At 68.0% G+C, this 26,497-nt stretch carries 25 protein-coding genes and 5 tRNA genes; 23 read left to right on the top strand and 7 right to left on the bottom strand.

The genetic code is table 11. From position 1 onward, the window contains the following. Window positions 1-5 precede the first annotated feature (5 nt). Complete coding sequence (locus MNO14_RS10480; RefSeq protein WP_241943698.1) at window positions 6-1,013, top strand: isocitrate dehydrogenase; 1,008 nt, start codon at window positions 6-8, stop codon at window positions 1,011-1,013. 89 nt (window positions 1,014-1,102) lie between these two features. Here the strand turns inward: MNO14_RS10480 and MNO14_RS10475 are convergent, their stop codons facing one another. Then, window positions 1,103-1,864 (bottom strand): Bax inhibitor-1/YccA family protein, encoded by a 762-nt coding sequence (locus MNO14_RS10475; protein WP_241943697.1) that lies wholly within the window; start codon window positions 1,862-1,864, stop codon window positions 1,103-1,105. Window positions 1,865-2,010: 146 nt separating this feature from the next. Here MNO14_RS10475 and MNO14_RS10470 point away from each other — a divergent pair. Both MNO14_RS10470 and MNO14_RS10465 read left to right on the top strand, forming a co-directional pair. Beyond that, window positions 2,011-2,087 (top strand) — tRNA-Pro (locus MNO14_RS10470). A 32-nt stretch (window positions 2,088-2,119) separates the two neighbouring features. Then, window positions 2,120-2,196: transfer RNA gene (locus MNO14_RS10465), tRNA-Arg, on the top strand. Between the two features lie 154 nt (window positions 2,197-2,350). Here the strand turns inward: MNO14_RS10465 and MNO14_RS10460 are convergent. From MNO14_RS10460 to MNO14_RS10450, 3 genes are all read right to left on the bottom strand, one after another. Then, complete coding sequence (locus tag MNO14_RS10460) at window positions 2,351-2,848, bottom strand: DUF892 family protein (protein WP_241943696.1); 498 nt, start codon at window positions 2,846-2,848, stop codon at window positions 2,351-2,353. Window positions 2,849-3,099: 251 nt separating this feature from the next. Then, a complete protein-coding gene (locus MNO14_RS10455; RefSeq protein WP_241943695.1) occupies window positions 3,100-3,393 on the bottom strand; it encodes a hypothetical protein in 294 nt (97 codons plus the stop codon). Between the two features lie 159 nt (window positions 3,394-3,552). After that, on the bottom strand, window positions 3,553-3,957 hold the full coding sequence (locus tag MNO14_RS10450) for an isochorismatase family cysteine hydrolase (protein WP_241943694.1): 405 nt from the start codon (window positions 3,955-3,957) through the stop codon (window positions 3,553-3,555). Window positions 3,958-4,145: 188 nt separating this feature from the next. Here MNO14_RS10450 and MNO14_RS10445 point away from each other — a divergent pair. The 7 genes from MNO14_RS10445 (at window position 4,146) to lon (ending at window position 11,831) form a co-directional block, all read left to right on the top strand. After that, window positions 4,146-4,222: transfer RNA gene (locus MNO14_RS10445), tRNA-His, on the top strand. A gap of 78 nt (window positions 4,223-4,300) precedes the next feature. Then, window positions 4,301-4,376 (top strand) — tRNA-Lys (locus tag MNO14_RS10440). Window positions 4,377-4,837: 461 nt separating this feature from the next. Further along, window positions 4,838-4,922: transfer RNA gene (locus MNO14_RS10435), tRNA-Leu, on the top strand. 826 nt (window positions 4,923-5,748) lie between these two features. Then, on the top strand, window positions 5,749-7,056 hold the full coding sequence (gene tig, locus MNO14_RS10430; RefSeq protein ID WP_241943693.1) for a trigger factor: 1,308 nt from the start codon (window positions 5,749-5,751) through the stop codon (window positions 7,054-7,056). A 58-nt stretch (window positions 7,057-7,114) separates the two neighbouring features. After that, window positions 7,115-7,741, top strand: coding sequence for an ATP-dependent Clp endopeptidase proteolytic subunit ClpP (gene clpP / locus MNO14_RS10425; protein WP_241943692.1), 627 nt, complete (start codon window positions 7,115-7,117; stop codon window positions 7,739-7,741). 112 nt (window positions 7,742-7,853) lie between these two features. After that, entirely contained in the window at window positions 7,854-9,143 is a 1,290-nt protein-coding gene (gene clpX / locus MNO14_RS10420) for an ATP-dependent Clp protease ATP-binding subunit ClpX (protein ID WP_241943691.1), read from the top strand. A gap of 228 nt (window positions 9,144-9,371) precedes the next feature. Further along, the gene (lon, locus tag MNO14_RS10415; protein ID WP_241943690.1) at window positions 9,372-11,831 is read left to right on the top strand and encodes an endopeptidase La; all 2,460 of its coding nucleotides are present in this window, start codon (window positions 9,372-9,374) and stop codon (window positions 11,829-11,831) included. Window positions 11,832-11,943: 112 nt separating this feature from the next. Here lon and MNO14_RS10410 read toward each other — a convergent pair whose 3' ends face one another. Beyond that, window positions 11,944-12,489 (bottom strand): Smr/MutS family protein, encoded by a 546-nt coding sequence (locus MNO14_RS10410; RefSeq protein WP_241943689.1) that lies wholly within the window; start codon window positions 12,487-12,489, stop codon window positions 11,944-11,946. A 123-nt stretch (window positions 12,490-12,612) separates the two neighbouring features. Between MNO14_RS10410 and surE the strand changes: the two genes are divergently transcribed. Genes surE through MNO14_RS10390 form a run of 4 tightly spaced genes read left to right on the top strand, consistent with a single transcriptional unit; the run spans window position 12,613 to window position 15,393 of the window. Further along, a complete protein-coding gene (surE, locus tag MNO14_RS10405; RefSeq protein ID WP_241943688.1) occupies window positions 12,613-13,395 on the top strand; it encodes a 5'/3'-nucleotidase SurE in 783 nt (260 codons plus the stop codon). Continuing rightward, window positions 13,392-14,087, top strand: a complete 696-nt coding sequence (locus MNO14_RS10400) for a protein-L-isoaspartate(D-aspartate) O-methyltransferase (protein WP_241943687.1) — start codon at window positions 13,392-13,394, stop codon at window positions 14,085-14,087. Before surE ends, MNO14_RS10400 begins: the two co-directional genes overlap by 4 nt. Next, window positions 14,087-14,671 (top strand): VTT domain-containing protein, encoded by a 585-nt coding sequence (locus MNO14_RS10395; RefSeq protein WP_241943686.1) that lies wholly within the window; start codon window positions 14,087-14,089, stop codon window positions 14,669-14,671. The genes MNO14_RS10400 and MNO14_RS10395 overlap by 1 nt, the downstream gene beginning before the upstream one ends. Further along, window positions 14,605-15,393, top strand: a complete 789-nt coding sequence (locus MNO14_RS10390) for a peptidoglycan DD-metalloendopeptidase family protein (RefSeq protein WP_241943685.1) — start codon at window positions 14,605-14,607, stop codon at window positions 15,391-15,393. The genes MNO14_RS10395 and MNO14_RS10390 overlap by 67 nt, the downstream gene beginning before the upstream one ends. A gap of 74 nt (window positions 15,394-15,467) precedes the next feature. Here MNO14_RS10390 and MNO14_RS10385 read toward each other — a convergent pair whose 3' ends face one another. Further along, window positions 15,468-15,851, bottom strand: coding sequence for an Mth938-like domain-containing protein (locus MNO14_RS10385; protein WP_241943684.1), 384 nt, complete (start codon window positions 15,849-15,851; stop codon window positions 15,468-15,470). Between the two features lie 15 nt (window positions 15,852-15,866). Continuing rightward, entirely contained in the window at window positions 15,867-16,172 is a 306-nt protein-coding gene (gene yhbY / locus MNO14_RS10380) for a ribosome assembly RNA-binding protein YhbY (RefSeq protein ID WP_241943683.1), read from the bottom strand. Window positions 16,173-16,255: 83 nt separating this feature from the next. On the opposite strand from yhbY, the gene rlmE reads away from it, so the two are divergent. The 9 genes from rlmE (at window position 16,256) to hflC (ending at window position 26,496) form a co-directional block, all read left to right on the top strand. Beyond that, window positions 16,256-16,882, top strand: a complete 627-nt coding sequence (gene rlmE / locus MNO14_RS10375; RefSeq protein WP_241943682.1) for a 23S rRNA (uridine(2552)-2'-O)-methyltransferase RlmE — start codon at window positions 16,256-16,258, stop codon at window positions 16,880-16,882. Window positions 16,883-16,997: 115 nt separating this feature from the next. Further along, entirely contained in the window at window positions 16,998-18,926 is a 1,929-nt protein-coding gene (ftsH, locus tag MNO14_RS10370; RefSeq protein WP_241943681.1) for an ATP-dependent zinc metalloprotease FtsH, read from the top strand. Between the two features lie 131 nt (window positions 18,927-19,057). After that, entirely contained in the window at window positions 19,058-19,957 is a 900-nt protein-coding gene (folP, locus tag MNO14_RS10365; protein ID WP_241943680.1) for a dihydropteroate synthase, read from the top strand. A 121-nt stretch (window positions 19,958-20,078) separates the two neighbouring features. Continuing rightward, window positions 20,079-21,500, top strand: coding sequence for an amino acid permease (locus tag MNO14_RS10360; protein WP_241943679.1), 1,422 nt, complete (start codon window positions 20,079-20,081; stop codon window positions 21,498-21,500). 22 nt (window positions 21,501-21,522) lie between these two features. Beyond that, window positions 21,523-22,509, top strand: a complete 987-nt coding sequence (gene miaA, locus MNO14_RS10355; RefSeq protein ID WP_241943678.1) for a tRNA (adenosine(37)-N6)-dimethylallyltransferase MiaA — start codon at window positions 21,523-21,525, stop codon at window positions 22,507-22,509. Window positions 22,510-22,657: 148 nt separating this feature from the next. Then, on the top strand, window positions 22,658-22,936 hold the full coding sequence (gene hfq, locus MNO14_RS10350; protein WP_241943677.1) for an RNA chaperone Hfq: 279 nt from the start codon (window positions 22,658-22,660) through the stop codon (window positions 22,934-22,936). Between the two features lie 20 nt (window positions 22,937-22,956). Next, window positions 22,957-24,279: a ribosome rescue GTPase HflX gene (hflX, locus tag MNO14_RS10345; protein WP_241943676.1), complete on the top strand. Its 1,323-nt coding sequence runs from the start codon at window positions 22,957-22,959 to the stop codon at window positions 24,277-24,279. Between the two features lie 196 nt (window positions 24,280-24,475). Then, window positions 24,476-25,636, top strand: coding sequence for an FtsH protease activity modulator HflK (gene hflK, locus MNO14_RS10340; RefSeq protein ID WP_241943675.1), 1,161 nt, complete (start codon window positions 24,476-24,478; stop codon window positions 25,634-25,636). Then, window positions 25,633-26,496, top strand: a complete 864-nt coding sequence (hflC, locus tag MNO14_RS10335) for a protease modulator HflC (protein WP_241943674.1) — start codon at window positions 25,633-25,635, stop codon at window positions 26,494-26,496. Before hflK ends, hflC begins: the two co-directional genes overlap by 4 nt. The last annotated feature ends 1 nt before the right edge of the window (window position 26,497 follow it).

Raw genomic sequence — 26,497 nt, 5'->3', positions numbered from 1 at the left:
CCGACATGACGCACACGATTACGGTTATCCGCGGCGACGGTATCGGCCCGGAAATCATGGACGCCACGCTGCACGTGCTCGACGCGATGCAGCTGGGTCTTAAGTACGAGGACGCCGACGCCGGCCTGATGGCGCTCGACAAGCACGGCGAACTGCTGCCGGCCGCGACGCTCGATTCGATCCGCCGCAATGCGGTCGCGCTCAAGAGCCCGCTGACCACGCCGGTGGGCGGTGGTTTCAGCTCGATCAACGTCGAACTGCGTCGCCAGTTCGATCTCTACGCCAATGTCCGCCCGGCGACCTCGTTCCCCAACACCCGCTCGCGCTTTTCCAGCGGTGTCGATCTGATCACGATCCGCGAGAACACCGAAGGCTCGTACATCAGCGAAGGCCAGGAGGTGTCGGCCGACGGCGAGACCGCGGTGTCGATCACCCGCATCACCCGCAAGGGCTCGGAGCGCATCGTGCGCTACGCGTTCGAGCTGGCGCGCAAGACCGGTCGCAAGAAGGTCACGATCGTCCACAAGGCCAACATCCTCAAGAGCACCTCGGGCCTGTTTCTGAAAGTCGCCCGCGAAGTCGCGGCCGACTATCCGGAGATCGAGGCCAACGAGATGATCGTCGACAACACCTGCATGCAGCTGGTGATGCGTCCCGAACAGTTCGACATCATCGTGACCACGAACCTGTTCGGCGACATCATCTCCGACTTGTGCGCCGGTCTGGTCGGCGGCCTGGGCCTGGCCCCGGGCGCCAACATCGGTAAGGACGCGGCGATTTTCGAGGCGGTGCACGGCTCGGCGCCGGACATCGCCGGCAAGGGTGTGGCCAATCCCTGCGCGCTGCTGCTGGCCGCCGCGCAGATGCTCGACCACCTGGCGCTGCCCGAGCAGGCGCAGCGGCTGCGCGGCGCGATCGTCGCCACGCTCGACGCGAAGGACCGCGTGACGCCGGACCTGGGCGGCACCGGCACCACGATGGGCTTTGCGCAAGCGATCGCCTCGCGACTCTGAGGTCGCCGGCAGGTCTACATGACAAGGGCGCCGTTCGGCGCCCTTGTCGTTTCTGTCGTCCAGGGGTGCGATCCCCGGCGCGTGGAGGCTCAGTCGCGCGACTGCAACTTCGCCAGCAGGCGGAGGAACTCCACGTACAGCCACACCAGCGTGACCATCAGGCCGAACGCGCCGTACCACTCCATGTACTTCGGCGCCCCGTGCTCGACGCCGGTCTCGATGAAGTCGAAATCCAGCACCAGGTTCAGCGCAGCGACCACGACCACGAACAGGCTGAAACCGATGCCGACCAGGCCCGACTCGTGGATCAGCGGCACCTGGATGTTGAACAGACCCAGCACGATCGTGGCCAGGTAGACCAGTGCGATGCCGCCGGTGGCGGCCGCCACGCCGAGCTTGAAGTTCTCGGTCGCCTTGATCAGGCCGCTGCGGTACACCGCCAGCAGCGCGAACAGCGTGCCGAAGGTCAGCATCACCGCCTGCATCACGATGCCCGGGAAACGCGCCTCGAACATTGCCGAGATCGCGCCGAGGAAGCAGCCTTCGACCAGCGCGTACATCGGTGCGGTGACCGGTGCCCAGGTCTTCTTGAACACCGTAACCAGCGCCAGAATCAGGCCGCCGATCGCGCCGCCCCAGGCATAGAGGCCGAAGCTGGCCGTCGGCGTGCCGTCCGGGGCGACCGATTGGGTCCACGCGAAGGCGGCCGTCAATACCGCCAGCAGGAGCAGCAGGCCGGTCTTGTTGACCGTGCCATTGAGCGTCATCGCCTCGCTGTCGCGGGTGACGACACTGCCGCTGGCGAGGTCGAGGAAGGTCGATTCCTGAAGAGTGGGATTGCCGCTGCGCATCGAATAAGCCCCTGGTGGTTCATGTTTGGATCGCCCGGCAGGATACACCGCGGCGGCTGGGCGGCGCGTTGACAGCGCGGCTGCGCCTTCCGACAATGCCTGGGTCCTCCGGCCTGCCGGCGGGCGATTCGACCGCTCGATTCCGGCGGGGTATAGCGCAGTCTGGTAGCGCGCCTGCTTTGGGAGCAGGATGTCGGGGGTTCGAATCCCTCTACCCCGACCACCCGGCGAGCCCGGTCGCAACGTGTCCCGCGGGCGCCCGTAGCTCAACCGGATAGAGCACCGACCTTCTAAGTCGGGGGTTACAGGTTCGATTCCTGTCGGGCGCGCCATTGCATCAATGGCTTACGGTTCGCCGGCCGAGCGCCCCAAACAATTCTCCACACAACTCGGCGCGCCTAGCGCGCATGCCGGTCGTCAGGCCTGGGGCGCGCGCGTCGAAGCGCGACGCCATGGGCCGGCGTTGCGTCAGGCCCGTCTCCGCGATCAGGTGTTCTCGGCCGCCGCCTGGTTGCCGCCGTGTTCGGCCAGCAGCGTCAGCTTCTCGTCGGTGGCCTTCTCCTCGGCCAGCGTCTCGTGCAGCAGCTTGGCCGCATCGGTGTAACCGAGCTGCTTGGCGAGCGCGCACAGCGTGCCGTAGGAGGCGATCTCGTAGTGCTCGACCTTCTGCGCACCGCCGATCAGCGCGGCGTCGCGCAGCGGGCCCTTGTCGATCGAGTCGATGACTTCTTTGCTCTCCTCGACCAAGCCTTCCATCGCCGCGCATTTGATGCGCTTCAGGCGCGTGTCCAGCAACTCGACGACGCGGTCGAGGCGCTCGATCTGCAGATTGGTCTCTTCCAGATGCGTTTCGAACGCGGCCGCCAGCTTCGGGTTGGCGGCCGCACGCGCCAGGCGCGGCAGTGCCTTCGCCATCTGGCGCTCGGCCGAATGGGTGTCCGAGAGTTCGTGGATGAACAACTCTTCGAGCGTCTTGACTGCCATTGCAAGCTCTCTTGTGGGACCGGACGGTCCTGTTTAAGGAGCGCATCGTCGGGGATGCGTGAGGTCGCGGGCGCCGTTGAGCGTGATGTCTGCAAAGTGATCTGCGCAATGCGCGCGTGGTGCAATGCGATATGGCGCCGAGCGTGCACATTGCGGAGACAACGTGATGGCACCGCGCGTGAGACGCGTGCCATCACCGCAATGGGCACACGCCACCGTGAACGCGCGCCGCGCGTGCGATGGGCAGTCTTTCAGCGTGTTGAATGCGTGTCGGGTGCGGTGGGCGTGTCAGCCGCATCCACAGCGCAGGTCGGTGTCGTGCCACGCGGGCGGCTGCCGTAGCCTTGCGCTTCGGCCAGCGCCTCCAACCGGTCGAACGCGGCATCCGCAAAGACGGCGAGTTCGGGCGTGACAAATCGTTCGATCACCGCTTCACGCTCGCGCCAGTGCTGCCAGAACTCTTCGATCCCAGGCTTCGCTTCCAAGAGCAGTGCAAGTTCGCCTTCCCAGGCAGAAAACAGGGTGTCGAGATTCCGGTGAGGCATGTGCGACCACGGTGGAAACGAACCCGCAACATGGCGGTTGGGTTCGCGACCAGGCCGTGAGGATCCCGGCGACATCGCTGAATGGATGTGACGATGTTGCACGCGTGCACCCCAGTGCCGCACCGTCCAGCCCGACGCGTGACTTGGTGCTCGTCAGCTTCAGTCGCGGTCGAAGACACGCATCGCCGCGCTCGCGCGCACGACGGGGAGCTCGAAGTGCCGCAGCACCGCGAGCCCGTCCCGGTGGCGTTGCACGCTGCTCGCGGCGACGCAGTCCGACACCGCCGCCACGTCGATCTCCAGCATGCGCGCATCCAGCGCCGTGGCGAGGACACAGGCCTCGGTCGAAACGCCGGTGAGCAGAAGGCGGCGGATCCCGCGGGTCTCCAGGATGAAATGCAGGGCGGTCTGGTGGAACGCCGAATGCCGCGGCTTGAGGATCAGCGTGTCGTCAGGCTGCGGTTCGAGGTGGTCGAGGATCGGTGCGGCCTTTGCCCGCGCCAGGGGCGTTGTTGCCGCGCGTGCATGGGAGGTGCGTGAGCAGATCGACGCACAGGCGGGCATGACGCGCATTCGTGGCGCGGCGGCGCAGGCCGATAGCGCCACCAAGGCGCTGCCATTTCGGTCGGTGCCGCGCTACAATGCGCGCCCGCCGCGCGGGTCGTTTCGAAGGCATGTCGTTGCCATGCGTTTCGGGATAGAATGCGCGGCCGCCGGGTGCCCCTTAGGTCGCCAGGCGATACGGATCTGTGGTGGCTGTAGCTCAGTTGGTTAGAGTACTGGATTGTGATTCCAGTGGTCGGGGGTTCGAATCCCCTCAGCCACCCCACCGTTTCAACAAGATGCGATACCCGTCGGGTGTTGCATCGGCGCGCAAGGCGGTATTACAATGCGCGCCCGCTTCATCGGGCCGTTAGCTCAGTTGGTAGAGCAGTTGACTCTTAATCAATAGGTCCAAGGTTCGAATCCTTGACGGCCCACCAGTTACGAAGAACGCCCGGCACCGCCGGGCGTTCTTCGTTTGGGTGCTTGGTCGCAGGATTCGAATCTGCGGTTCGCCTGCTGCGCAGGTCCGGCCATGCGCAGCGCGCATGGCATTTGCCCGGGCGCGAACCAGTGGTTCGCAAGCGGCCCGGGCTCACCCTTGACGGCCCACCAGTTTACGAAAAGCGCCCGGCATCGCCGGCGTTCTTCGTTTGGGTGCTTGGTCGTGGGATTCGAACCTGTGGTTCGCCTGCTGCGCAGGTCCGGCCATGCGCAGCGCGCATGGCGTTCGCCCGGGCGCGAACCAGTGGTTCGCAAGCCGCCCGGGCTCACCCTTGACGGCCCACCAGTTAGGAAGAACGCCTGGCACCGCCGGGCGTTTTTCGTTTGGACATAGGGGCGGGATGGGCGTGGAGGCTGGGATCGACTACGATGCCGCCGTCCGCCAGCCGGACACGGAGCGAAAGTGGCGGAATTGGTAGACGCCCTGGTTTTAGGTACCAGTGCCGCAAGGCGTGCGGGTTCGAGTCCCGCCTTTCGCACCAGCCCAGGTGGAACCCAAAGCGGCAGGCATTGAGGAACGCGCGCTCGCGCGTGGGGATCGTGACGCCGCAGGCTTTTCAGGAGAGAGTTGGGAGCAGGGCGCGCCGTCGCGCGCCCGGATCGTGACGCCGCGGGCTGTTCGAGGCTTCCCCGGTGAGGAACGCGCGCTCGCGCGTGGGGATCGTGACGCCGCAGGCTTTTCAGGAGAGAGTTGGGAGTAGGGCGCGCCGTCGCGCGCCCGGATCGTGACGCCGCGGGCTGTTCGAGGCTTCCCCGGTGAGGAACGCGCGCTCGCGCGTGGGGATCGTGACGCCGCAGGCTTTTCAGGAGAGAGTTGGGAGCAGGGCGCGCCGTCGCGCGCCCGGATCGTGACGCCGCAGGCTGTTCGAGGCTTCCCCGGTGAGCAACGCGCTCGCGCGCGTGGGGATCATGACGCAGCGGGCTTTTCAGGAGAGAGCGTTGGGAGCAGGGCGCGCCGTTGCGCCCGGATCGTGACGCCGCGGGCTTTTCAAGAGAGTCGGGAGCAGCGCCGTCGCGCGCCAGGGTCGTGACCCTGCGACCTTGGCGGCAGGGCCCAAGCGCCTCTGCCTTCCGGTCCCGGGCCGCTTTCACTCCAACCAATATCACGTCCGGTCCAGCCGGGCCTCGACTCCCCCTGACCGCCCGGCTCACACCCCTGGCGCGCCGCCCGGTGGCGGCCGGCCCCCGAATCGGCCAAACTACGCCGTTCCGTCGCCAGCCGCGCAGGTCGCGGGCGGCCGCCGCCGTCGGAACCAATTTCCCAACAAGTCAGAGTCGTGCGGCGCCGTCCGCAGCGCAGGAGTGGATATGCAAGTTTCGGTCGAATCGCTGGGCACCCTGGAACGCCGGATGACGTTCCGTGTGCCATCCGAACGCCTGGAGACCCAGGTCGCTGGCCGTCTGCGCGAGATCGCGCGGACCACGCGGCTCAAGGGATTCCGGCCTGGCAAGGTGCCGGCCAAGGTCGTCGAGCAGCGGTTCGGCGAGCAGGTCCGTGCCGAGGTCTTGGAGGGTCTGCTGCGCGAGGGCTTCGACCAGGGCGTGCGCGAGAACGCGCTGCGCCTGGCCGGCCAGCCGCAGATCGCGCCGTCCGACGCCCCGGACGCGGGCGAACTGGCCTTCACCGCCACATTCGAGGTCGTTCCTGATTTCGGCGACATCGAGTTGGAGAAGCTCCAGGTCGTGCGTCACACCGCCGAGGTGGCCGAGGACGACATCGATCGCATGATCGAGAACCTGCGCCTGCAGCGCCGCAGCTGGAGCGCGGTCACGCGCGGCGCGCAGACCGGCGACGCGGTCGATGTCGAGACCTGGTCGCAGATCGGCGACGAGCGCCTGCCGGCCGAAGGTGCCGAGCGCGGCGTCACCGTGCTCGGCTCGGGCGCGATGTTCCCGCAGATCGAGGAGGCGCTGGTCGGCCTGTCGAAGGGCGAGGAGAAGGCGATCGAGGTCAGCTTCCCGCAGGATTGGCGCGTGCCGCAGCTGGCCGGCAAGCAGGCCACCGTGCACGTCAAGATCGAGCAGGTCTCCGAGCAGCAGCTGCCCGAGGTCGATGCGGCGTTCATCCGCAGCTTCGGCGTCAAGAGCGGCGAGATGGACCAGTTCCGCACCGAGATCCGCAGCAACCTGGAGCGCGAGCTCAAGGGCGCGCTGATGAACCGCCTGCGCCGCGAAGTCGGCGAGCAGTTGGTCGCCGCGTTCGCGCACGTCGAACTGCCGCCCAAGCTGGTCGAGGCCGAGGCCCGGTCGCTGCTGCGCCAGACCATCGAGCAGGCCCGTCGCAACGGCCAGAACCCGAACGTGGGCGAGGACGCGCACACCGGCTTCATGGAGCCGGCGCGCAAGCGCGTGCTGGTCGGGCTGCTGGTGGGCGAAGTCGCGCGCCGCAACGAGCTCAAGCTTGATCCCAAGCGCGTGAACGAGACCATGCGCCTGATCGCCTCGACCTACGAAGAGCCGCAGCAGGTCATTGAGATGTACCGCAACGACCCCCAGCTGATGTCGGGGCTGCAGAACCGCGTGATGGAAGAGCAGGTGATCGACTGGATCGCCGAGCGCGCCCAGCACACCGAGCAGCCGCTGTCCTTCCAGGACGCCATCGCCCCCCAGGGGTAAGCGGCGTCCGTCCGTCCGGCCCAACGGGGCCGGGCGTCCCTCCGACATGGAACGATTGATGAGCATCGAAACCAAAGCCCTCAACCTGGTGCCGATGGTGGTCGAACAGACCAGCCGCGGCGAACGCGCGTACGACATCTACTCGCGCCTGTTGAAGGAGCGCGTGATCTTCCTGGTCGGCGGCATCGACGACCACATGGCCAACGTGATCGTGGCCCAGTTGCTGTTCCTCGAGGCCGAAAACCCCGAGAAGGACATCAACCTGTATATCAACTCGCCCGGTGGCGTGGTCACCGCCGGCATGGCGATCTACGACACCATGCAGTTCATCAAGCCGGACGTGAGCACGATCTGCGTCGGCCAGGCGGCCAGCATGGGCGCATTGCTGCTGACCTCGGGCGCGGCGGGCAAGCGCTACGCGCTGCCGAATTCGCGGGTGATGATCCATCAGCCGCTGGGCGGCTTCCAGGGCCAGGCCACCGACATCGATATCCATGCCAAGGAGATCCTGTCGATGAAGCAGCGGTTGAACGGGATCATGGCCCATCACACCGGCCAGCCGATCGAGACGATCGCCCGCGACACCGAGCGCGACAACTTCAAGAGCGCCAAGGCCGCGTGCGAGTACGGCCTGGTCGACCAGGTGCTCGAGCGCCGTCCCGACGAGACGATCACCCCTGCCTGACGTTCCAAGTCATTGATTCATCAGGCATGCGAGCGCCGGGACCGCCCATGAGGGCGGTGCCGGACGCTGTGCTATTCTCGAAACGTAACCGCAATACTGATTTGGCGAAGGCATGAGCGAAGACCGTCAGGGTCGTTCCGGCGACAGCAACAAAATCCTCTACTGCTCCTTCTGCGGAAAGAGCCAGCATGAGGTGCGCAAGCTGATTGCGGGCCCCAGCGTGTTCATCTGCGATGAGTGCGTCGAGCTCTGCAACGACATCATTCGCGAGGAGCTCGAGGAGAAGGCGCAGTCTGCGCGTAGTTCGCTGCCCAAGCCGCGCGAGATCCTCGAGGTGCTCGACCAGTACGTGATCGGCCAGAAGCGCGCGAAGAAGACGCTCGCCGTGGCCGTGTACAACCATTACAAGCGCATCGAGAGCCGCAGCAAGAACGACGAGGTCGAACTGGCCAAGTCGAACATTCTGCTGATCGGCCCGACCGGTTCGGGCAAGACGCTGCTGGCCGAGACGCTGGCGCGCCTGCTCAACGTGCCGTTCACGATCGCCGATGCGACGACGCTCACCGAGGCCGGCTATGTCGGCGAGGACGTCGAGAACATCATCCAGAAGCTGCTGCAGAAGTGCGACTACGACGCCGAGAAGGCGCAGCAGGGCATCGTCTACATCGACGAGATCGACAAGATCTCGCGCAAGAGTGAGAACCCGTCGATCACCCGTGATGTGTCGGGTGAGGGCGTGCAGCAGGCGTTGCTCAAGCTGATCGAGGGCACGGTCGCCAGCGTGCCGCCGCAGGGCGGTCGCAAGCATCCGCAGCAGGAGTTCCTGCAGGTCGACACCAAGAACATCCTGTTCATCGTCGGCGGCGCGTTCGCGGGCCTGGACAAGGTGATCCAGCAGCGGTCGACCGAGGCGGGCGGCATCGGCTTCGGCGCCAAGCTCAAGAGTTCCCAGCGCAAGGCCGACACCGGAAAAGTGCTGGCTGATGTCGAGCCTGAGGATCTGATCAAGTTCGGCCTGATTCCCGAGTTCGTCGGTCGCCTGCCGGTGGTCGCCACCCTCGAGGAGCTGGACGAGCCGGCGCTGATCCAGATCCTGACCGAACCCAAGAATGCGATCAGCAAGCAGTTCCGCAAGCTGTTCGAGATGGAGGGGGTCGAGCTGGAGTTCCGGCCTGATGCGCTGTCGGCGATCGCCAAGAAGGCGATCAAGCGCAAGACCGGCGCCCGCGGCTTGCGCACGATCGTCGAATCGGTGCTGCTCGACACGATGTACGAGCTGCCGTCGCTTGAGAATGTCAGCAAGGTCGTGGTTGATGAATCGGTCATCGAGCACAAGTCCGAGCCGTACCTGATCTACGAGACCCCGGTCGCCGAGCAGAAGGTCGCCTCCTCCGGCGAGTGATCGCGCCCCGGAACGAAATGTTCCGGCCGCCGCATCGTTCAGCTGCGGTGCCTGCCCCAAGGCCGCTACGAAGCGCCGCGATCGGACAGATCGCGGCGCTTCCGCGTGGGGCGGGGCGACCCGCTTGCATCCGGCGCTCGCGCGCCCCATAAACGACTGGCCCCAGGCGGCCTCGTCCGGCCGCCGGGCCGGCGCCGCCGGCCGGACGCGATCTTTCAAGGAACCCCCATGAGCTCACGCGCCACTCCCGACACCTACGATCTCCCGGTCCTGCCGTTGCGCGACGTCGTCGTGTTCCCGCACATGGTGATCCCGCTGTTCGTCGGACGCGACAAGTCGATCCGCGCGCTCGATGTGGCGATGGAGGCCGACAAGCGCATCCTGCTGGTCGCGCAGAAGTCCGCCGACATCGACGACCCGGGCGCCGATGATCTCTACCAGGTGGGCACGCTCGCTCAGGTGCTGCAACTGCTCAAGCTGCCCGACGGCACCATCAAGGTGCTGGTCGAGGGCACCGAGCGCGTGTCGCTGCGCGACATCCGCGAGCACGAAGGCGCATTGCTGGGCACCGGCGTGCCGTTGAATGCCGTCGAGTCGCGCGAGCCGCGCGAGGTCGAGGCGATCGCGCGCTCGCTGATGGGCCTGTTCGAACAGTACGTCAAGACCAACCGCAAGCTGCCGCCGGAGCTGCTGCAGACGCTGGCTGGCATCGACGAGCCCGGCCGCCTGGCCGATACGATCGCCGCGCACCTGGGCGTGCGCCTGGCCGACAAGCAGCGGCTGCTTGAATCGGCCGATACCGCCGATCGTCTGGAGTTGCTGGTCGGCTTCGTCGACGGCGAGATCGACGTGCAGCAGATGGAAAAGCGCATCCGCGGCCGCGTGAAGTCGCAGATGGAGAAGTCGCAGCGCGAGTACTACCTCAACGAACAGATGAAGGCGATCCAGAAGGAGCTGGGCGAGATCGACGACGCGCCCAACGACATCGAGGAGTTCGCCCGCAAGATCGCCTCGGCCGGCATGCCCAAGCCGGTGGAGGCCAAGGCGCGCGCGGAGTTCAACAAGCTCAAGCAGATGCCGCCGATGTCGGCCGAAGCTTCGGTCGTGCGCAACTATCTCGACTGGCTGCTCGGCGTGCCGTGGAAGAAGCGCAGCAAGGTCCGCAAGGATCTCAAGGCCGCCCAGGACACGCTCGACGCCGACCATTACGGGCTGGAGAAGGTCAAGGAACGCATCCTCGAGTACCTGGCCGTGCAGACGCGCGTCAAGCAGATGAAGGGCGCGATCCTGTGCCTCGTCGGCCCGCCGGGCGTGGGCAAGACCTCGCTTGGCCAGTCGATCGCCAAGGCGACCAACCGCAAGTTCACCCGCATGGCATTGGGCGGCGTGCGCGACGAAGCCGAAATCCGCGGCCACCGGCGGACCTACGTCGGCTCGATGCCGGGCCGGATCGTGCAGAGCCTCAACAAGGTCGGTACCAAGAACCCGTTGTTCCTGCTCGACGAGATCGACAAGATGTCGATGGACTTCCGTGGCGACCCGGCCTCGGCGCTGCTGGAGGTGCTCGATCCCGAGCAGAACCACACCTTCAACGACCACTACCTGGAGGTCGATCTCGACCTGTCGGAGGTGATGTTCGTCGCGACGTCCAACTCGCTCAATATCCCCGGCCCCTTGCTCGACCGCATGGAGGTCATCCGCATTCCGGGCTATACCGAGGATGAGAAGCTCAACATCGCCACGCGCTACCTGCTGCCCAAGCAGCTCAAGGCCAACGGCCTGGAGGCTGCCGAGCTGACGATCTCCGAAGGCGCGATCCGCGACATCGTGCGCTACTACACGCGCGAGTCGGGCGTGCGCAATCTCGAGCGCGAAATCGCCAAGGTCTGCCGCAAGGTGGTCAAGGAGATTGCGCTGGCCGGTCCGGTCCAGACCAAGGGCAAGGGTGCGAAGGCGATCAAGGCGGTCAAGGTCACCGAGAAGAATCTCGACAAGTACCTGGGCGTGCAGCGCTTCGATTTCGGCCGTGCCGAGCAGGACAACGAGGTCGGTCTGGTCACCGGTCTGGCCTGGACCGAGGTCGGTGGCGACCTGCTGCAGATCGAGGCGACGCAGGTGCCGGGCAAGGGGCAGCTGACGCTGACCGGCCAGCTGGGCGATGTGATGAAGGAATCGGCGTCGGCGGCGATGTCGGTGGTGCGCGCGCGGGCCGAGCGGCTCGGTCTGGAGCTCGACACACTGCAGAAGCACGACATCCATGTGCACGTGCCCGACGGCGCGACGCCCAAGGACGGTCCCAGTGCCGGCATCGCGATGGCCACGACGCTGGTCTCGCTGCTCACGCGCATCCCGGTGCGTGCGGATGTGGCGATGACCGGAGAGATCACACTGCGCGGCCGCGTGACCGCGATCGGCGGTCTGAAGGAGAAGCTGCTCGCGGCGCTGCGCGGCGGCATCAAGACCGTGATCATCCCCGAGGAGAACCGCAAGGACCTGGCCGATATCCCGAAGAACGTGACCCAGGGCATGAAGATCGTGCCGGTGAAGTACATCGACGAGGTGCTCGACTTGGCGCTGGAGCGGCCGCTGCCGCCGCCGCCCTCGGCCAAGTCCGAACCGAAGAAGGCGCGTTCGAAGGTGGTGCCCAAGAACGGCGGCGAAGGCCGGCGCACGGGCGTCAAACACTGACCCCCGCGCGATGCGCACCGAAAAAGGGCCGCAAGCGATTGCGGCCCTTTTTTATGGGGCTCTCCCAACTGCTCTCGAAACCGGTTGGGCAGGTCGCCGTCTCGACCGACGGTCAGCGTCGTGGGCGCAGCAGCACCAGTACTGCGCCGGTGCCGCCTTGTGCGCTGGGGGCGCTGTGGAACGCGAGTACGTCGCCGCGCTGGCGCAGCAAGCGGTCGACCAGATTCTTGATGACCGGCGCATCGGGCGAGGAATTCATGCCCTTGCCGTGCACGATGCGCACGCAGCCCACGCCGGCGTCGATCGCGTCGCGCAGGAACAGCCGCAGCAGCGCCGTCGCCTGCGCGGTATCGGCGTGGTGCAGGTCCAGTTCTTCCTGCGCCGCGTACTCGCCGCGGCCGAGCCGGCGCAACACGCGCACGGGCACATCGTCGCGGCGGTACTGCATCGCATCGCCGCCCTGCAGCAGCGGGCCGTCGAGCAGCTGTCGGAACTCGCTGCGGGCCTCCTCGTCGTCGCGCTCGGCCATGCGCGTGGCCGGGCGCGGGCGGGGCGCCTGCGGCGGCGGCGGCGCGCTGGGCAGCTCGCGCACGGCCCCGATGGCGGCGCGGAACAGCGCAGCATCGTCGTCGTCGGGCGCGTCGTGGTTGCGGCTCATGGCACCAGCGTAGCGCGGACGCCTGCCGTGCGCAGGCGCGTGTGCCCGCACAAGCTGGGGCACGTGGGACGCATCCGTTATCATGTCCGCTTCGCCAACCGCAGGGGGCTTTCGGAAACGTTCATGCGCGTACTGGTCAGCAATGACGACGGCGTCGACGCGCCGGGCATCCGGATCCTCGCCCAGGGGCTGCGGGATGCGGGGCACGAGGTGCTGATCGTCGCCCCCGACCGTGACCGGTCCGGGGCGAGCAACTCGCTCACGCTCGACCTGCCGTTGCGCGTAGTGCAGCTCGACGAGACGACGTGGCGGGTCCACGGCACGCCGACCGACTGCGTGCACGTGGCGATGACCGGGCTGCTCGATCGCGAACCTGACATCGTCGTGTCGGGGATCAACAACACCGCCAACCTCGGTGACGACGTCATTTATTCGGGCACCGTCGCCGCGGCGATGGAAGGCCGCTTCTGCGGCTTGCCGGCGGTCGCGATGTCGCTGGTCACGGCCCATCACGACGGGCGACACTACGAGACCGCCGCGCGCGCCGCGGTCGAAATCGTTGCCCGGCTCAAGGCCGATCCGCTGCCGGCCGACACCATCCTCAACGTCAACGTGCCGGATGTCGCCTGGGACGCGCTCGCAGGCTTCGAGGTCACACGGCTGGGCAATCGCCACCGCGCCGAGGGCTGCACGCCGATCGTCGACCCGCGCGGACGCACGTTCTGGTGGATCGGCGCCGCCGGCCCGGAGCAGGACGCCGGCCCCGGCACCGATTTCCATGCCGTGCGCACACGGCATATCTCGATCAGCCCGATCCATGTCGATCTCACCCGTTACCAGGCGCTCGAGCATGTCGCCAGTTGGGTCAGTGGGCTGGAGGCCGGGCTCCGGGCGACGCAGGCATGATGGCGCGCTTGCGGTTGCAACCCGAGGCATTGGGCGTGGGCATGACCTCGCAGCGCGTGCGCGACCGCCTGATCGAGCGACTGCGCGATGGCGCGCATCCGGGCGGCGGGATTTCCGATGAGCGCGTACTCAACGCGATCCGCACCGTGCCCAGGCACTTGTTCGTCGACGAGGCGTTGGCAACCCGCGCCTATGAAGACACCGCACTGCCGATTGGGCATGGCCAGACGATCTCCCAGCCCTGGGTGGTCGCCCGCATGACCGAGGCGCTGCTGGCCAACGGCATGCCGCGCAAGGTGCTCGAAGTGGGCACCGGCTCGGGTTACCAGGCCACGATCCTTGCCGCGCTCGGCATCGAGGTGCACACGGTCGAACGGATCGGCGAGTTGCTGCGCGTGGCGCGCAAGCGCTTCCGCTCGCTCGGCCTCAATGTCCGCAGCAAGCACGACGACGGTCGCATCGGCTGGCCGGAGAACGGTCCGTTCGACGGCATCGTGGTCACTGCGGCCGGCCCTGCGCTGGTCGATGCGCTGACCGCGCAGCTCGCCGACGGCGGCACGCTGGTCGCGCCGGTCGGCGCGGCAGGTTCGCAGCGGCTGCTGGTGCTGCACAAGCAGGCCGACGGCCGGCTCGTGCAGCAGGATGTCGCGGCGGTGGCCTTCGTGCCGTTGCTTTCGGGGTACATCGACTGATGCAGTTGTTCGAGGCGCTCTACGAGCGCGTGCTGTCCTGGGCCCGGCATCGTCATGCGCCGCGCTATCTCACCTTCATGAGCGCCGCCGAGTCGGTGGTCTTCCCGATCCCGCCCGATGTCATGCTCGCGCCGATGGCGCTGGCGCAGCCTCGGAAGTGGTGGCGATACGCGTTGCTGTGCACGCTCGGTTCTTTGGTCGGCGGCCTGCTGGGCTACGTCATCGGTCACTACGCGCTCGATCTGGTCTGGCCATGGATCGTGCGCATGGGCTGGCAGCCGGCGTTCGAGGAGATCCAGGCGCTGTTTCTGCGCCATGGCTTCGTGTTCGTTTTCCTCGCTGCCTTCACGCCGATTCCGTACAAGGTATTCACGATTGCGTCGGGTTCGCTCGGCGTTGGGCTGTTACCGTTCATTGCCGGCTCGCTGGTGGGGCGCGGCGCGCGGTTCTTCCTCGTGGCCGGGCTGATGGCCTGGGGCGGCCCGCGCGTGGAGCCGATCCTGCGGCGCTACATCGAATGGCTGGGCTGGCTGATGGTCGGTCTGGTCGCAGTCGGACTGGTCTGGATGGAGTTTCGCCGATGAGGATCGTGGTACTGGTGTTGACGGCCTTGTTGCTTGTCGGCTGCGGCAGTAGCCGGGTGGTGCGCGAAGGCGGGGCGACGCGCACCTCGACCCCGAAGCCGGGACAGAGCGTGGTCGTACAGCGTGGCGACACGCTGTACCGCATCGCATCGGGCAACGGGATCAGCGTGCTGGACCTGGCGACCTGGAACAGCATCCGGCCGCCGTACACCATCTATCCCGGCCAGCGCCTGCGCCTGTACCCGGGCGGGCGCGGCGCGTCGGCCGCCGCATCGTCGGGCGGCACGCGCCAGCCGGTGCGGCCGACCCAGTCGGCGCCGCAGCCCCCCGCGCCACCGCCGGCGCGCAGCCCGTTCCAGTGGCAGTGGCCGACCGACGGGCAGTTGATCGCGCGCTATGTCGCCAACGAACCGACCAAGCAGGGCATCGACATCGCCGGCACCGGCGGACAGCCGGTTCGCGCGTCCGCAGACGGCGTCGTGGTGTATTCCGGCTCGGGCCTGGTCGGCTACGGCGAGTTGATCATCGTCAAGCACGACGAACAGTGGCTGTCGGCCTACGGCCACAACCGCACCCGCCGGGTCAACGAAGGCGAGCGCGTCCGCGCCGGCCAGCAGATCGCCGAGATGGGCCGCAGCGGCGCCGCCCGCGACATGCTGCACTTCGAGATTCGCTACAACGGCAAGCCGGTCGATCCGTTGTCGTATCTGCCGGCGCGATGAGCCGGCGTCATGGGGCAGGCGTGAAGGCGTGATGCGTCGACGTCAGCGGTGAGCCGCTGACGTCGAATCAGCGATCACGAGTCATCGCCCTCCAGCACGAACGCCGCCACCACCCGCCGGCCTTCGCCGGCGAGCACGTTGAAGGTGCGCGCCGCGGCGGCATTGGTCATCGCTTCCAGGCCGACGCCGCGTGACAGGCAGGCGGCCATCGTCGCGGCCGGCGGGAAGGCCTGCATGCCGCCGGTCCCCAGCAGGATCACTTCGGGCTCGAGCGCCAGCACCCGGGCGAGGGCATCGAGGTCGAGCGTGCGCACCGAGGTGACCGGCCAATCCTCGACCAGCGCACGCGGTGCGACGATGAAGCTGCGGGTCAGTTGGCGATCGTTGACCCGCGCGCTGGTGCCGTTGGCGCCGCGCAGGACGTAGTCGAAGTCGGGCGTTTCGAGGCTGAGCTGCATCGGCGAACCGGGCGCTCAGGCCCGCGGCAGCACGATCTGGCGACGGTCGCGGCTCTGCCGGTAGAGCACGGCGACATGGCCAATGCGCTGGACCAGCGCGCTGCCCGTGCGTTCGGCCAGCTCGGCGATCATCGCATCGCGGGCCTCGCGATCGGCGGCCCCGACCTTCACCTTGATCAGCTCGTGATGCTCAAGCGCGGCATCGATCTCGGCGACCAGCGCATCGGTGATGCCCTTGCCGCCCACCTGCAGCATGGCCTTGATGCTATGGGCCTGGCCGCGCAGAAAACGGGTCTGGGCAGCGGTCAGGACGTTACTCATGGATGAACCGGTCGCAGGAATGAAAACGGTCCGCAGGATATCATGGCAATTCGCGTCCTCCGTTCAGCCTCACCGAGCCGGCAATGGCCTCCCGCAGCAAAAGCAGCCAGCGCTGGCTGAAAGAACATTTCTCCGACCCCTTCGTGAAGAAGGCGCAGGCCGAGGGCCTGCGCTCGCGTGCGGCGTACAAGCTCGAGGAACTGGTCGAGCGCAGCCGGCTGCTCAAGCCGGGCATGGTCGTCGTCGACCTGGGGGCCGCTCCCGGTGGCTGGTCGCAGTGGGTCCGGCAGGCCTTGGGCGACAGCGGGCGGGTGATCGCGCTCGACATCCTGGAGATGCCGTCGCTGGCCGGGGTCGAGTTCCTGCATGGCGATTTCCGCGAGGATGCGGTGCTGGCCGCGCTCGAGGCCGCGCTCGGCGGCCAGCAGGTGGACCTTGTGTTGTCGGACATGGCCCCCAACAAAAGCGGTATCGATGCTGTCGACCAGCCACGGGCGATGCACCTGGCCGAGCTGGCGATGGCGTTCGCCGACGACCACCTGCGCACCGGTGGCACCTTCCTCATCAAGCTGTTCCAGGGCACCGATTTCGACGCCTACGTGAAGGACCTGCGGCAGCGGTACGAGAAGCTCTCGATCCGCAAGCCGGCCGCCTCCCGGCAGCGTTCGCCCGAGGTCTACGCCCTGGCCCAGGGCAAGCGGCCGCGTTGAGCGGGTGCAGATCCGGGCCCTGGGACCATGAACAGCGGCACCACACGGCCGTAGTACCATCGGCCGGCGTGGCGACGGTTTTCTCGCTCCACCTAATGAAGAGTCGAACAATCACATGAACGATCTGGTCAAGAATCTGTTGCTCTGGGTGGTGGTCGCCATCGTGCTGATGGTGGTCTTCCAGAGCTTCAGCCCCCGCACCGGCGTCGCCGGCGGGCAGGACGTCCAGTACTCGCAGTTCATGGAGCAGGTGCGCCGCGATCAGATCGGGTCGGTGAAGATCGCCGAGGACGAGCGCACCATCACGTTCAAGACCAAGGGCGGGCAGACCGGCACGGTGATCGCCCCGCGGCGCGACGATCGCATGATCGACGACCTGATGAACCACAACGTCGCGATCGATCAGGCGCCGCCGTCGAGCGGAATCTCGTTGGGCTACATCCTGATCCAGCTGCTGCCGGTCGCGCTGATCATCGGCTTCTGGTTCTTCATGATGCGTCAGATGCAGCAGGGTGGCGGCAAGGGGGCGATGTCCTTCGGCAAGTCGCGCGCCAAGCTGCTGAGCGAGGAACAGACCAAGGTTACCTTTGCGGACGTCGCCGGTTGCGACGAAGCCAAGGAAGAAGTGTCCGAACTCGTCGAGTTCCTGCGCGATCCCTCCAAGTTCCAGAAGCTCGGCGGCAAGATTCCGCGCGGCGTGCTGATGGTCGGCCCGCCGGGCACCGGCAAGACGCTGCTCGCCAAGGCGATCGCCGGCGAGGCCAAGGTGCCGTTCTTCTCGATCTCCGGTTCGGACTTCGTCGAGATGTTCGTCGGTGTCGGCGCCTCGCGCGTGCGCGACATGTTCGAGCAGGCCAAGAAGCAGGCGCCGTGCATCATCTTCATCGACGAGATCGACGCGGTCGGCCGCCATCGCGGCGCCGGTCTGGGCGGCGGTCACGACGAGCGCGAGCAGACCTTGAACCAGTTGCTGGTCGAGATGGACGGCTTCGAGGGCGGCGAGGGTGTGATCGTGGTCGCCGCGACCAACCGGCCCGACGTCCTCGACCCGGCGCTGCTGCGTCCAGGCCGCTTCGACCGCCAGGTCGTCGTGGGCCTGCCCGACGTCAAGGGTCGCGAGCAGATCCTCAAGGTCCACATGCGCAAGGTGCCGCTGGACGAGGACGTGCAACCGCTGGTCGTGGCCCGCGGCACGCCGGGCTTCTCCGGCGCGGACCTGGCGAACCTGGTCAACGAGGCGGCGCTGTTCGCCGCGCGCGAGAACGCCAAGGAGGTCCGCATGGACCACTTCGACCGTGCGCGCGACAAGATTCTGATGGGCGCCGAGCGCCGCTCGATGGCGATGAGCGAGGACGAGAAGACGCTCACCGCCTACCACGAGGCCGGCCATGCGATCGTCGGCCGCCTGGTGCCCGAGCACGACCCGGTCTACAAGGTCACGATCATCCCGCGCGGCCGCGCGCTGGGCGTGACCATGTATCTGCCCGAGGGCGACAAGTACTCGATGAACCGCGTGGCGATCGAATCCCAGCTGTGCTCGCTGTACGGCGGGCGTGTGGCCGAGGAACTGATCTTCGGCGAGGACAAGGTCACCACCGGCGCGTCGAACGATATCGAGCGTGCCACCAAGATCGCCCGCAACATGGTCACCAAGTGGGGCCTGTCGGACGTCATGGGTCCGATCGCCTACGGCGAAGAGGACGACGAGGTGTTCCTGGGCCGGTCGGTCACCCAACACAAGAGCGTCTCCGACGACACCGCGCGCAAGATCGACGAAGTCGTGCGCGAGATTCTGGACCGGGCCTATGCCCGCACCCGCGAGATCCTGACCGGCAACATCGACAAGCTGCACGCGATGTCCAAGCTGTTGCTCGAGTACGAGACCATCGACGTGCCGCAGATCGACGCGATCATGGAAGGTCGCGATCCGCCGCCGCCGATGGGCTGGGGCAAGGCCAATCCGCCCGGGGGTGGGGGCGACGACGGCGACACCGGCGGCAAGCGCCCGCTGCAGCCGATCGGCGGCGCTGCCGAGCAGGCCTGACGCCTGGGGCGGACGCGCAGGACGTGATTCAACTGAGCGGCACCCGGGCGACGGGGTGCCGTTTTGCATGAGCGGGCGTCGCGATGCCGGACGTCCGATAATCGACGCCCCAATTCCGATGCCCGACGCCCATGTTCGACACCGCTCCCCAACTCGATTGCAACGGCCGCGTCCTGCGGCTCGACCGCCCGCGGGTCATGGGCATCGTCAACGTCACCCCCGATTCGTTCTCCGATGGTGGGGCGTATGCGACGACCGAGGCGGCCATTGCGCACGGCCTACGGCTGGCCGAGGCGGGCGCCGACGTGCTCGACATCGGCGGCGAGTCGACCCGGCCCGGCGCTGACGAGGTGCCGCTCGAGGAGGAATTGCGGCGGGTGCTGCCGGTTGTCGAGGCGCTGGTCGCGCAGACCGCGTTGCCGATCAGCATCGACACCTCCAAGCCCGAGGTCATGCGCGCCGCGGTCGAGGCCGGTGCGGGCCTGATCAACGATGTCTACGGGCTGCGCCGCGAGGGCGCGCTCGAGACCGCGGCCGCGCTCGGCGTGCCGGTGGTGCTGATGCACATGCTGGGCGAGCCGCGCGGCATGCAGGACGCGCCCGAGTACGACGACGTGGTCGCCGAGGTGCACCGGTTCCTGGCCGAGCGCATTTTCGCTGCCGAGATGGCCGGCATCGAACGGCGACGGATCGTCATCGACCCGGGTTTCGGCTTCGGCAAGACCACCGCACACAATCTGGCGCTGCTGGCGCAACTCGCGCGCCTGGGCGAACTCGGCGTGCCGGTGCTAGCCGGTCTGTCGCGCAAGCGCAGCATCGGCGAGTTGACCGGACGCGAGGTGGCGGCCGAGCGCGTCGCCGGGTCGGTCGCCGCGCACCTGATCGCCGCCCAGAACGGCGCCCGGCTGCTGCGCGTGCACGATGTCGCGGCGACCGTCGACGCGTTGCAGGTCTGGCAGGCAGTGGCAGCGGTGCCGCGCCCGCGGGTCGCCTCGGCGCCGCCGGCAATCCAGTGGCCCGACGACGCCTGAGCGTCGCCAGCGGCATCGGCGCCGCCGCCGCAGGCGGCGCGACCGGCTGTCGCAGCGCACATCGCAATGGGCCGGGGGATGCCCCACACTGTGCGCTTCGTCTTCGGGTGGGGATTTCCGCATGCAGGCCTGGTTGCGGCGCAAGAACATCGATCTGATCACCGTGCACGAGGAAGGTCGCCGATTGGTGCCCACCCTCGGCTGGCCGCACTTGGTCGCGCTGGGCATCGGCGCGATCGTCGGCACCGGCATCTACACCCTGATCGGCGTCGGTGCGAACCTCGCCGGCCCGGCGGTGCTGCTGTCGTTCCTTGTCGCCGGCGTGGTCTGCGCCTGCGCCGCGCTCGCCTACGCCGAGATGTCGACGATGATGCCGGCCGCCGGCAGCGCCTATACCTACAGCTATGCGGTGCTGGGCGAGGGCATCGCCTGGATCGTCGGTTGGAGCCTGATCCTGGAGTACTCGCTGGTCGTGAGCGCGGTGGCGGTCGGCTGGTCGGGCTCGGTGGTCGAGTTCCTGACCGGCATCGGGGTGACCGTGCCGCAGGCGATCGCGGTCGGGCCGCATGCCGGTGGCGTGATCAATCTGCCGGCGGTGCTGATCACCTTCGCCGTCGCGGGCCTGCTGGTCGTGGGCACGAAGGAAAGCGCGACGCTCAATGCCGTGCTGGTCGTGGTCAAGGTCGTGGCGCTGGCGGTGTTCGTCGCGATCGCGCTGCCGCACTTCGACGCGGCCAACCTCGAGCCGTTCATGCCACACGGCTTTGCCAAGAGCATGGGCGGCGATGGTGTGGAGCGCGGGGTGATGGCGGCCGCGGCGATCATCTTCTTCGCCTTCTACGGCTTTGACGCGATCTCCACCGCGGCCGAGGAAACCCGCAATCCCAAGCGCGACCTGTCGATCGGCATCATCGGCTCGATGGTCGGCTGCACGGTGATTTACCTGCTGGTCGCGTTGGCGGCGGTGGGTGCGATGCACTACACGCTGTTCGCCCAGAGCCCGGCGCCGCTGGCGCTGATCATGCGCGAACTGGGGCAGGGCACCGCATCGGGCATCGTCTCGGGCGCGGCGGTGGTCGCGCTGCCGACGGTGCTGCTGGCGTTCTTCTATGGCCAGAGCCGGGTGTTCTTCGTGATGTCGCGCGACGGCCTGCTGCCGCGCGGGCTGTCCAAGGTCGACGCCCGGCGCGGCACGCCGGTGATGATCACGTTGTTCACCGCGGTGCTGGTCGCCGCACTTGCGGGCGTGGCACGCCTGGACGAGATCGCCGCGCTCGCCAATGCCGGCACGCTGGCCGCATTCACCGCAGTCGCGCTGTGCATGCTGGTGCTGCGCGTGCGCGATCCGCAGCGCACGCGCGTGTTCCGCGCGCCGCTGGCCTGGGTCATCGGCCCGATCGCGATTCTCGGCTGTAGCTATCTGTTCTGGAGCCTGCCGCAGCGCACGCAGCTGTGGTTCCTGGCCTGGAACGCGTTCGGCGTCGTGGTCTACCTGCTCTACGCGCGGCGCAACAGCGTGCTGGGCCGGGGCGGCGACGCGTGAGGTCCGCGCGCATCCGCAGGCGATGAACGCCGGCAACGCCCGGCCTTGGGCGATCGCGCTGATGGGCCCGACCGCCTCGGGCAAGTCCGCGCTGGCGCTGGCTCTGGCCGAACGCCTCGATGGCGAGATCGTCAGCGTCGACTCGGCGCTGGTGTATCGCGGCCTGGAGATCGGTGCAGCCAAACCCGATGCCGCCGAGCGCGCGCGCGTCGCGCACCACATGCTGGATCTGCGCGACCCGTGGCAGACCTATTCGGCCGCCGAGTTCGCCGCCGATGCCCGCCGCGCGATCGAGGACATCCTCGCGCGCGGCCGGCTGCCGATCCTCGCCGGCGGCACCGGGCTGTACTTCGCCGCTCTGCTCGAAGGTCTCTCGCCGATGCCGGCCGCCGACCCGGCCGTGCGGGCGGAGATCGCCGCGCAAGCCGCGGTACTCGGCTGGCCGGCGCTGCACGCCCAGCTTGCCGAGGTCGATCCGGAGGCCGCGGCGCGGATCGGGCCGGGGGACCCGCAACGCATCCAGCGGGCGCTCGAAGTGCATCGCCTGAGCGGCGTGCCGATCAGCGACTGGCAACGCCGCCCGCCCGAGGCACCGCCGCTTCCGGCGCGCGTGCTGCAGCTGGCGATCGCGCCGCCCGAGCGCAGCGAGCTGCATGCGCGGATCGCCGCGCGCTTCGACGCGATGCTTGCCGCCGGCTTCCTCGACGAGGTCCGCGCGTTGCGTGCCTTGCCGCAGCTGCGCGCCCATCCTGCGCCGCTGGACCTGCCGGCGATCCGCGCCGTCGGCTACCGCCAGGCCTGGGAGTACCTGGACGGGCTGGGCGATGCGGCATCGATGCGCGAGCGTGCGATCGCTGCGACCCGGCAACTGGCCAAGCGCCAGTTCACCTGGTTGCGTGGGCGCAGCCAGGTGCGCTGGTTCGACCCGGTCCGCGAGCGCGTCGCGCTCGATGCCGCGGTGGACCAGGCATTGGCAGCGCGCCCCGCGACGCATGCAGGAGACGGCTGAACCGCCATGCCGCTCGACCCGACAGACCATTCGAGACGAACCGTCCCGTACGCGCGAGGCGAGGGTTGTGTAACATCGGCGGGTCGCGTCGCGGGGAGTGGCGTCGACGGGCCAGCGCCCGACAACAATAACCAAGCTGGGGAACACGATGTCCAAGGGACAGTCCTTGCAGGATCCTTTCCTGAACGCATTGCGCCGTGAGCGCGTACCGGTCTCGATTTACCTCGTCAACGGCATCAAACTGCAGGGCACGATCGAGTCGTTCGACCAATTCGTGGTGCTGCTGCGCAACACCGTGAGCCAGATGGTCTACAAGCATGCGATCTCGACCGTGGTGCCGGCGCGCAACGTGCGCGTGGCCCCCGGTGGCGGTTTCGTCGAGTCCGCAAACGGTGCGGGCGACGACACCGTCGAACAGCCTGAATGAACCCAGAGGCCTGACCCCGCTTGTTCGAACGCTCCCGCAAGGGTGAAAACGCGCTGCTGATCCAGCCCCACGCGCACGGTCCGGTCGACGAAGGCGTGCTCGAGGAATTCTCCGAGCTCGCGCGCTCGGCCGGTGCCCAGGTCGCGATGGTGATCCCCGCACGCATCGATCGCCCCAATGCCGCCACGCTGATCGGCAGCGGCAAGCTGGAGGAGGTCAAGGCCGCCGCCGAGGCCAGCGGTGCCGACCTGATCCTGGTCAATCACCGGCTCTCGCCCGGCCAGGAACGCAACCTCGAGCGTGCGCTCGAGCGGCGTGTGGTCGACCGCACCGGGCTGATCCTCGACATCTTCGCCCAGCGCGCGCGCAGCCATGAAGGCAAGCTGCAGGTCGAACTGGCGCAACTGCGCCACATGGCCACGCGCCTGGTGCGCGGCTGGACCCATCTGGAACGCCAGCGCGGTGGTTCGATCGGTCTGCGCGGGCCCGGCGAGACCCAGCTCGAGACCGACCGCCGCCTGCTGCAGAAGCGGGTCGAGCAGCTGCAGGCCAGGCTGGGCAAGGTCGAGGTGCAGCGCACCCAGATGCGCCGCGCGCGTGTGCGCAGCGAGCTGCCGCGCGTGGCCCTGGTCGGCTACACCAACGCCGGCAAGTCGACGCTGTTCAACACGCTCAGCGGCGCGGATGCCTACGCGGCCGACCAGTTGTTCGCGACCCTGGACCCGACCGTGCGCCGGGTCGACCTGTCGGGCGGCGCGATCGTGCTCGCCGACACGGTCGGCTTCGTCCGCGACCTGCCGCACGAACTCGTCGCCGCGTTCCGCTCCACGTTGAGCGAGGCGCGCGAGGCCGACCTGCTGCTGCACGTCATCGACGCCGCCGACCCGCTGCGCAACGAGCGCATCGCCCAGGTCGACGCGGTGCTCGGCGAGATCGGTGCCGGCGAGCTGCCGCAGTTGCTGGTGTTCAACAAGATCGACCGCATCGACGGGGCCGCGCCGCGTTACGACATGGACCCGGCGGCGCTCGCCGACGATGCCGTGCGTGAGGCGGTGTGGATCTCCGCGCGCGACGGGCTCGGCTTGGATCTGCTGTCGCAGGCACTGGCGCGCCGGTTGGGCATGCGCCGCATCGTCGGCAGCGTGGCGTTGCCGCCCGAAGCGGGCCGGTTGCGCGCGCGCCTGCACGCGCTCGAGGCGGTGCGCGAGGAAGCGGCCGAGGAGGCCGGCGGTTGGCGGCTGCAGATCGACCTGGCGCATGCCGACGCCGCGCGCCTGGCCGCGCACGCCGAGGGCGCGCCGTTGCGCGGGCTCTTGCCTGTCGACGATCCCGACACCATCTGATCTGGGGCTTTGGGTCGTGGAGGCGCCCGCACAGGCGCACCGATCACGTCCGTTTCCCGATCTTCCTCGCGTTTTCCCGACATCGACGACCGTGTTTCCTGCTGGCGCCGTGGCGTCCGCAGCCCGGGAGCCGGTTAGACTATGCAATCCCCGCGCCGTCGCCGACGCAGGCTGCGCGCCCAGAACTGGAGCAGGCATGGCCTGGAACATTCCCGGCAAGAACAAGGACAACGAAGCCCCGGACCATCGCGGGTCCGGCGGCGGTGACCGCAATCCCTGGCCGCCGCGCCGCAATGGTGGTCGTCGCGGTCGCGGTGGCGGTGCCTTCGACGGCCTGATCGACCAGTTGCGCGGCCTGTTCGGCGGTGGCGGTGGCGGTAACCCGCTGCGCTGGATCGTGGTCGCGCTGGTCGTCGTCGTGCTGCTCAACTGCTTCGTGCTGGTCGGCGAGCAGCAGCGCGGCGTGGTGCTGCGGTTCGGGCAGGCCGCGCGCGTCATGGGCCCGGGACCGAACTTCAAACTGCCCTGGCCGATCGAGCGCGTGACCAAGGTCGATGCGACCACGGTGCAGTCCTACAGCAACACCGTGCCGGTGCTGACCCGCGACGAGAACATCGTCGTGGTGTCGTTCAACGTGCAGTACCGGGTCGGCGATCCGATCAAGTACCTCTACGGCACCCGCAACGCGCGCGAGATGCTCGAGCAGACCGCGGTCAGCGCGGTGCGCGAGCAGATCGGCCGTGCCAACCTCGACGCCGCGCTCAATGCCCGCGGCCCGCTGTCGACCGCGGCGCAGGAATCGCTGCAGGTCTCGCTCAACAGTTACCAGACGGGTTTGGCGGTCACCGAACTCAACCTGCAGGACGCGCGTCCGCCCGAAGAGGTCAAGCCGGCCTTCGACGAGGTCAACAGCGCCCAGCAGATGAACGAGCAGCTGGTCAAGGAAGCCGGCGCCTACGCCGCCCAGATCGTGCCCGAGGCCCGCGGTGAGGCCGCGCGCATCCGCGCCCAGGCCGAGGGCTACAAGACCGCCGAGATCGCCCGCGCCACCGGTGACGCGACCCGCTTCTCGCTGCTGGTCGAGGAATACGCCAAGGTGCCCGAGGTCACCCGCAAGCGCCTGTGGCTCGACACCGTGCAGCAGGTGCTCGCCAAGAACCGCACCGTGATCGGCGGCGATGGCCGCCAGCTGATCTATGTCCCGATGGCCGGGGGTGGGGGTTCGTCCCAGCCGGCGCCGTCGCTGGTCCCGCCCGAGGTGCTGTCGCCGACCGTCGAGGCCACCCGTGAGGCCGCCCAGGCGCCCGCGCGGTCCTCGCAGTTGCCGCGCCCGCCGCGCGATGGAGGCTCCCGATGAGACTGAATTTCGTCATTCCGCTGCTGATCATCGTGCTGCTGGGCCTGATGGGCTCGGTGTTCGTGGTCCGCGAAGGCCAGGTCGCCCTGGTGCTCAACCTCGGCCGCGTGGCCCGCACCGATATCGGCCCGGGCCTGCACTTCAAGGTCCCGCTGATCGAATCGGCGCGGATCTTCGATCGCCGCTTCAACGCCAGCGCGTTCTCGCCCGAGCGCTCGCTGACCTCCGAGCGCAAGGACGTGAGCGTCGACTTCGTCGCGATCGTCACCATCAGCGACGCCGCCGCGTTTTATCGCGCCACCCAGGGCCGCGAGGACGACGCCAGCCTGCGCCTGGAGCCGATCATCAAGAACTCGCTGCGCAACGAGATCAACGCCAACACGCTGACCGAACTGGTCTCGGGCAACCGGGCGCAGTTCGTCGACCGCCAGCTGCCGGGCATCAACGAAGCCGCCAAGTCGCTGGGCATGCAGATCGTCGACATTCGCCTCAAGCAGATCGACCTGCCCACCGATAGCCAGGTCATCGTGCAGGTCTACGACCGCATGCGCGCCGAGCGCCGCGAAGTCGCCACCCGGCTGCGCGCCGAGGGCGAGGAGCAGGCGCGTGCGATCCGCGGTCAGGCCGATCGCGAGCAGACGGTGCTGCTGGCCGAGGCCGAGCGCGATGCGCAGAAGCTGCGAGGCGAGGGCGATGCCGAGGCGACCCGCATCTATGGCGAGGCCGCCAGCCGCGATCCGGGCTTCTACGCCTTCCAGCGCAGCCTGGAGTCGTACCGCAAGGCGTTCGAGAAGGGCGACAACGTGATCGTGCTCGAGCGCAACGACCCGTTCCTGCAGTACCTGCGCAGCGACCGCTGAG

It is taken from the genome of Luteimonas sp. S4-F44 (genome assembly GCF_022637415.1).
In the GTDB taxonomy this organism is placed as follows: domain Bacteria; phylum Pseudomonadota; class Gammaproteobacteria; order Xanthomonadales; family Xanthomonadaceae; genus Luteimonas.
This window is presented reverse-complemented; position numbering and strand designations above follow the sequence as displayed.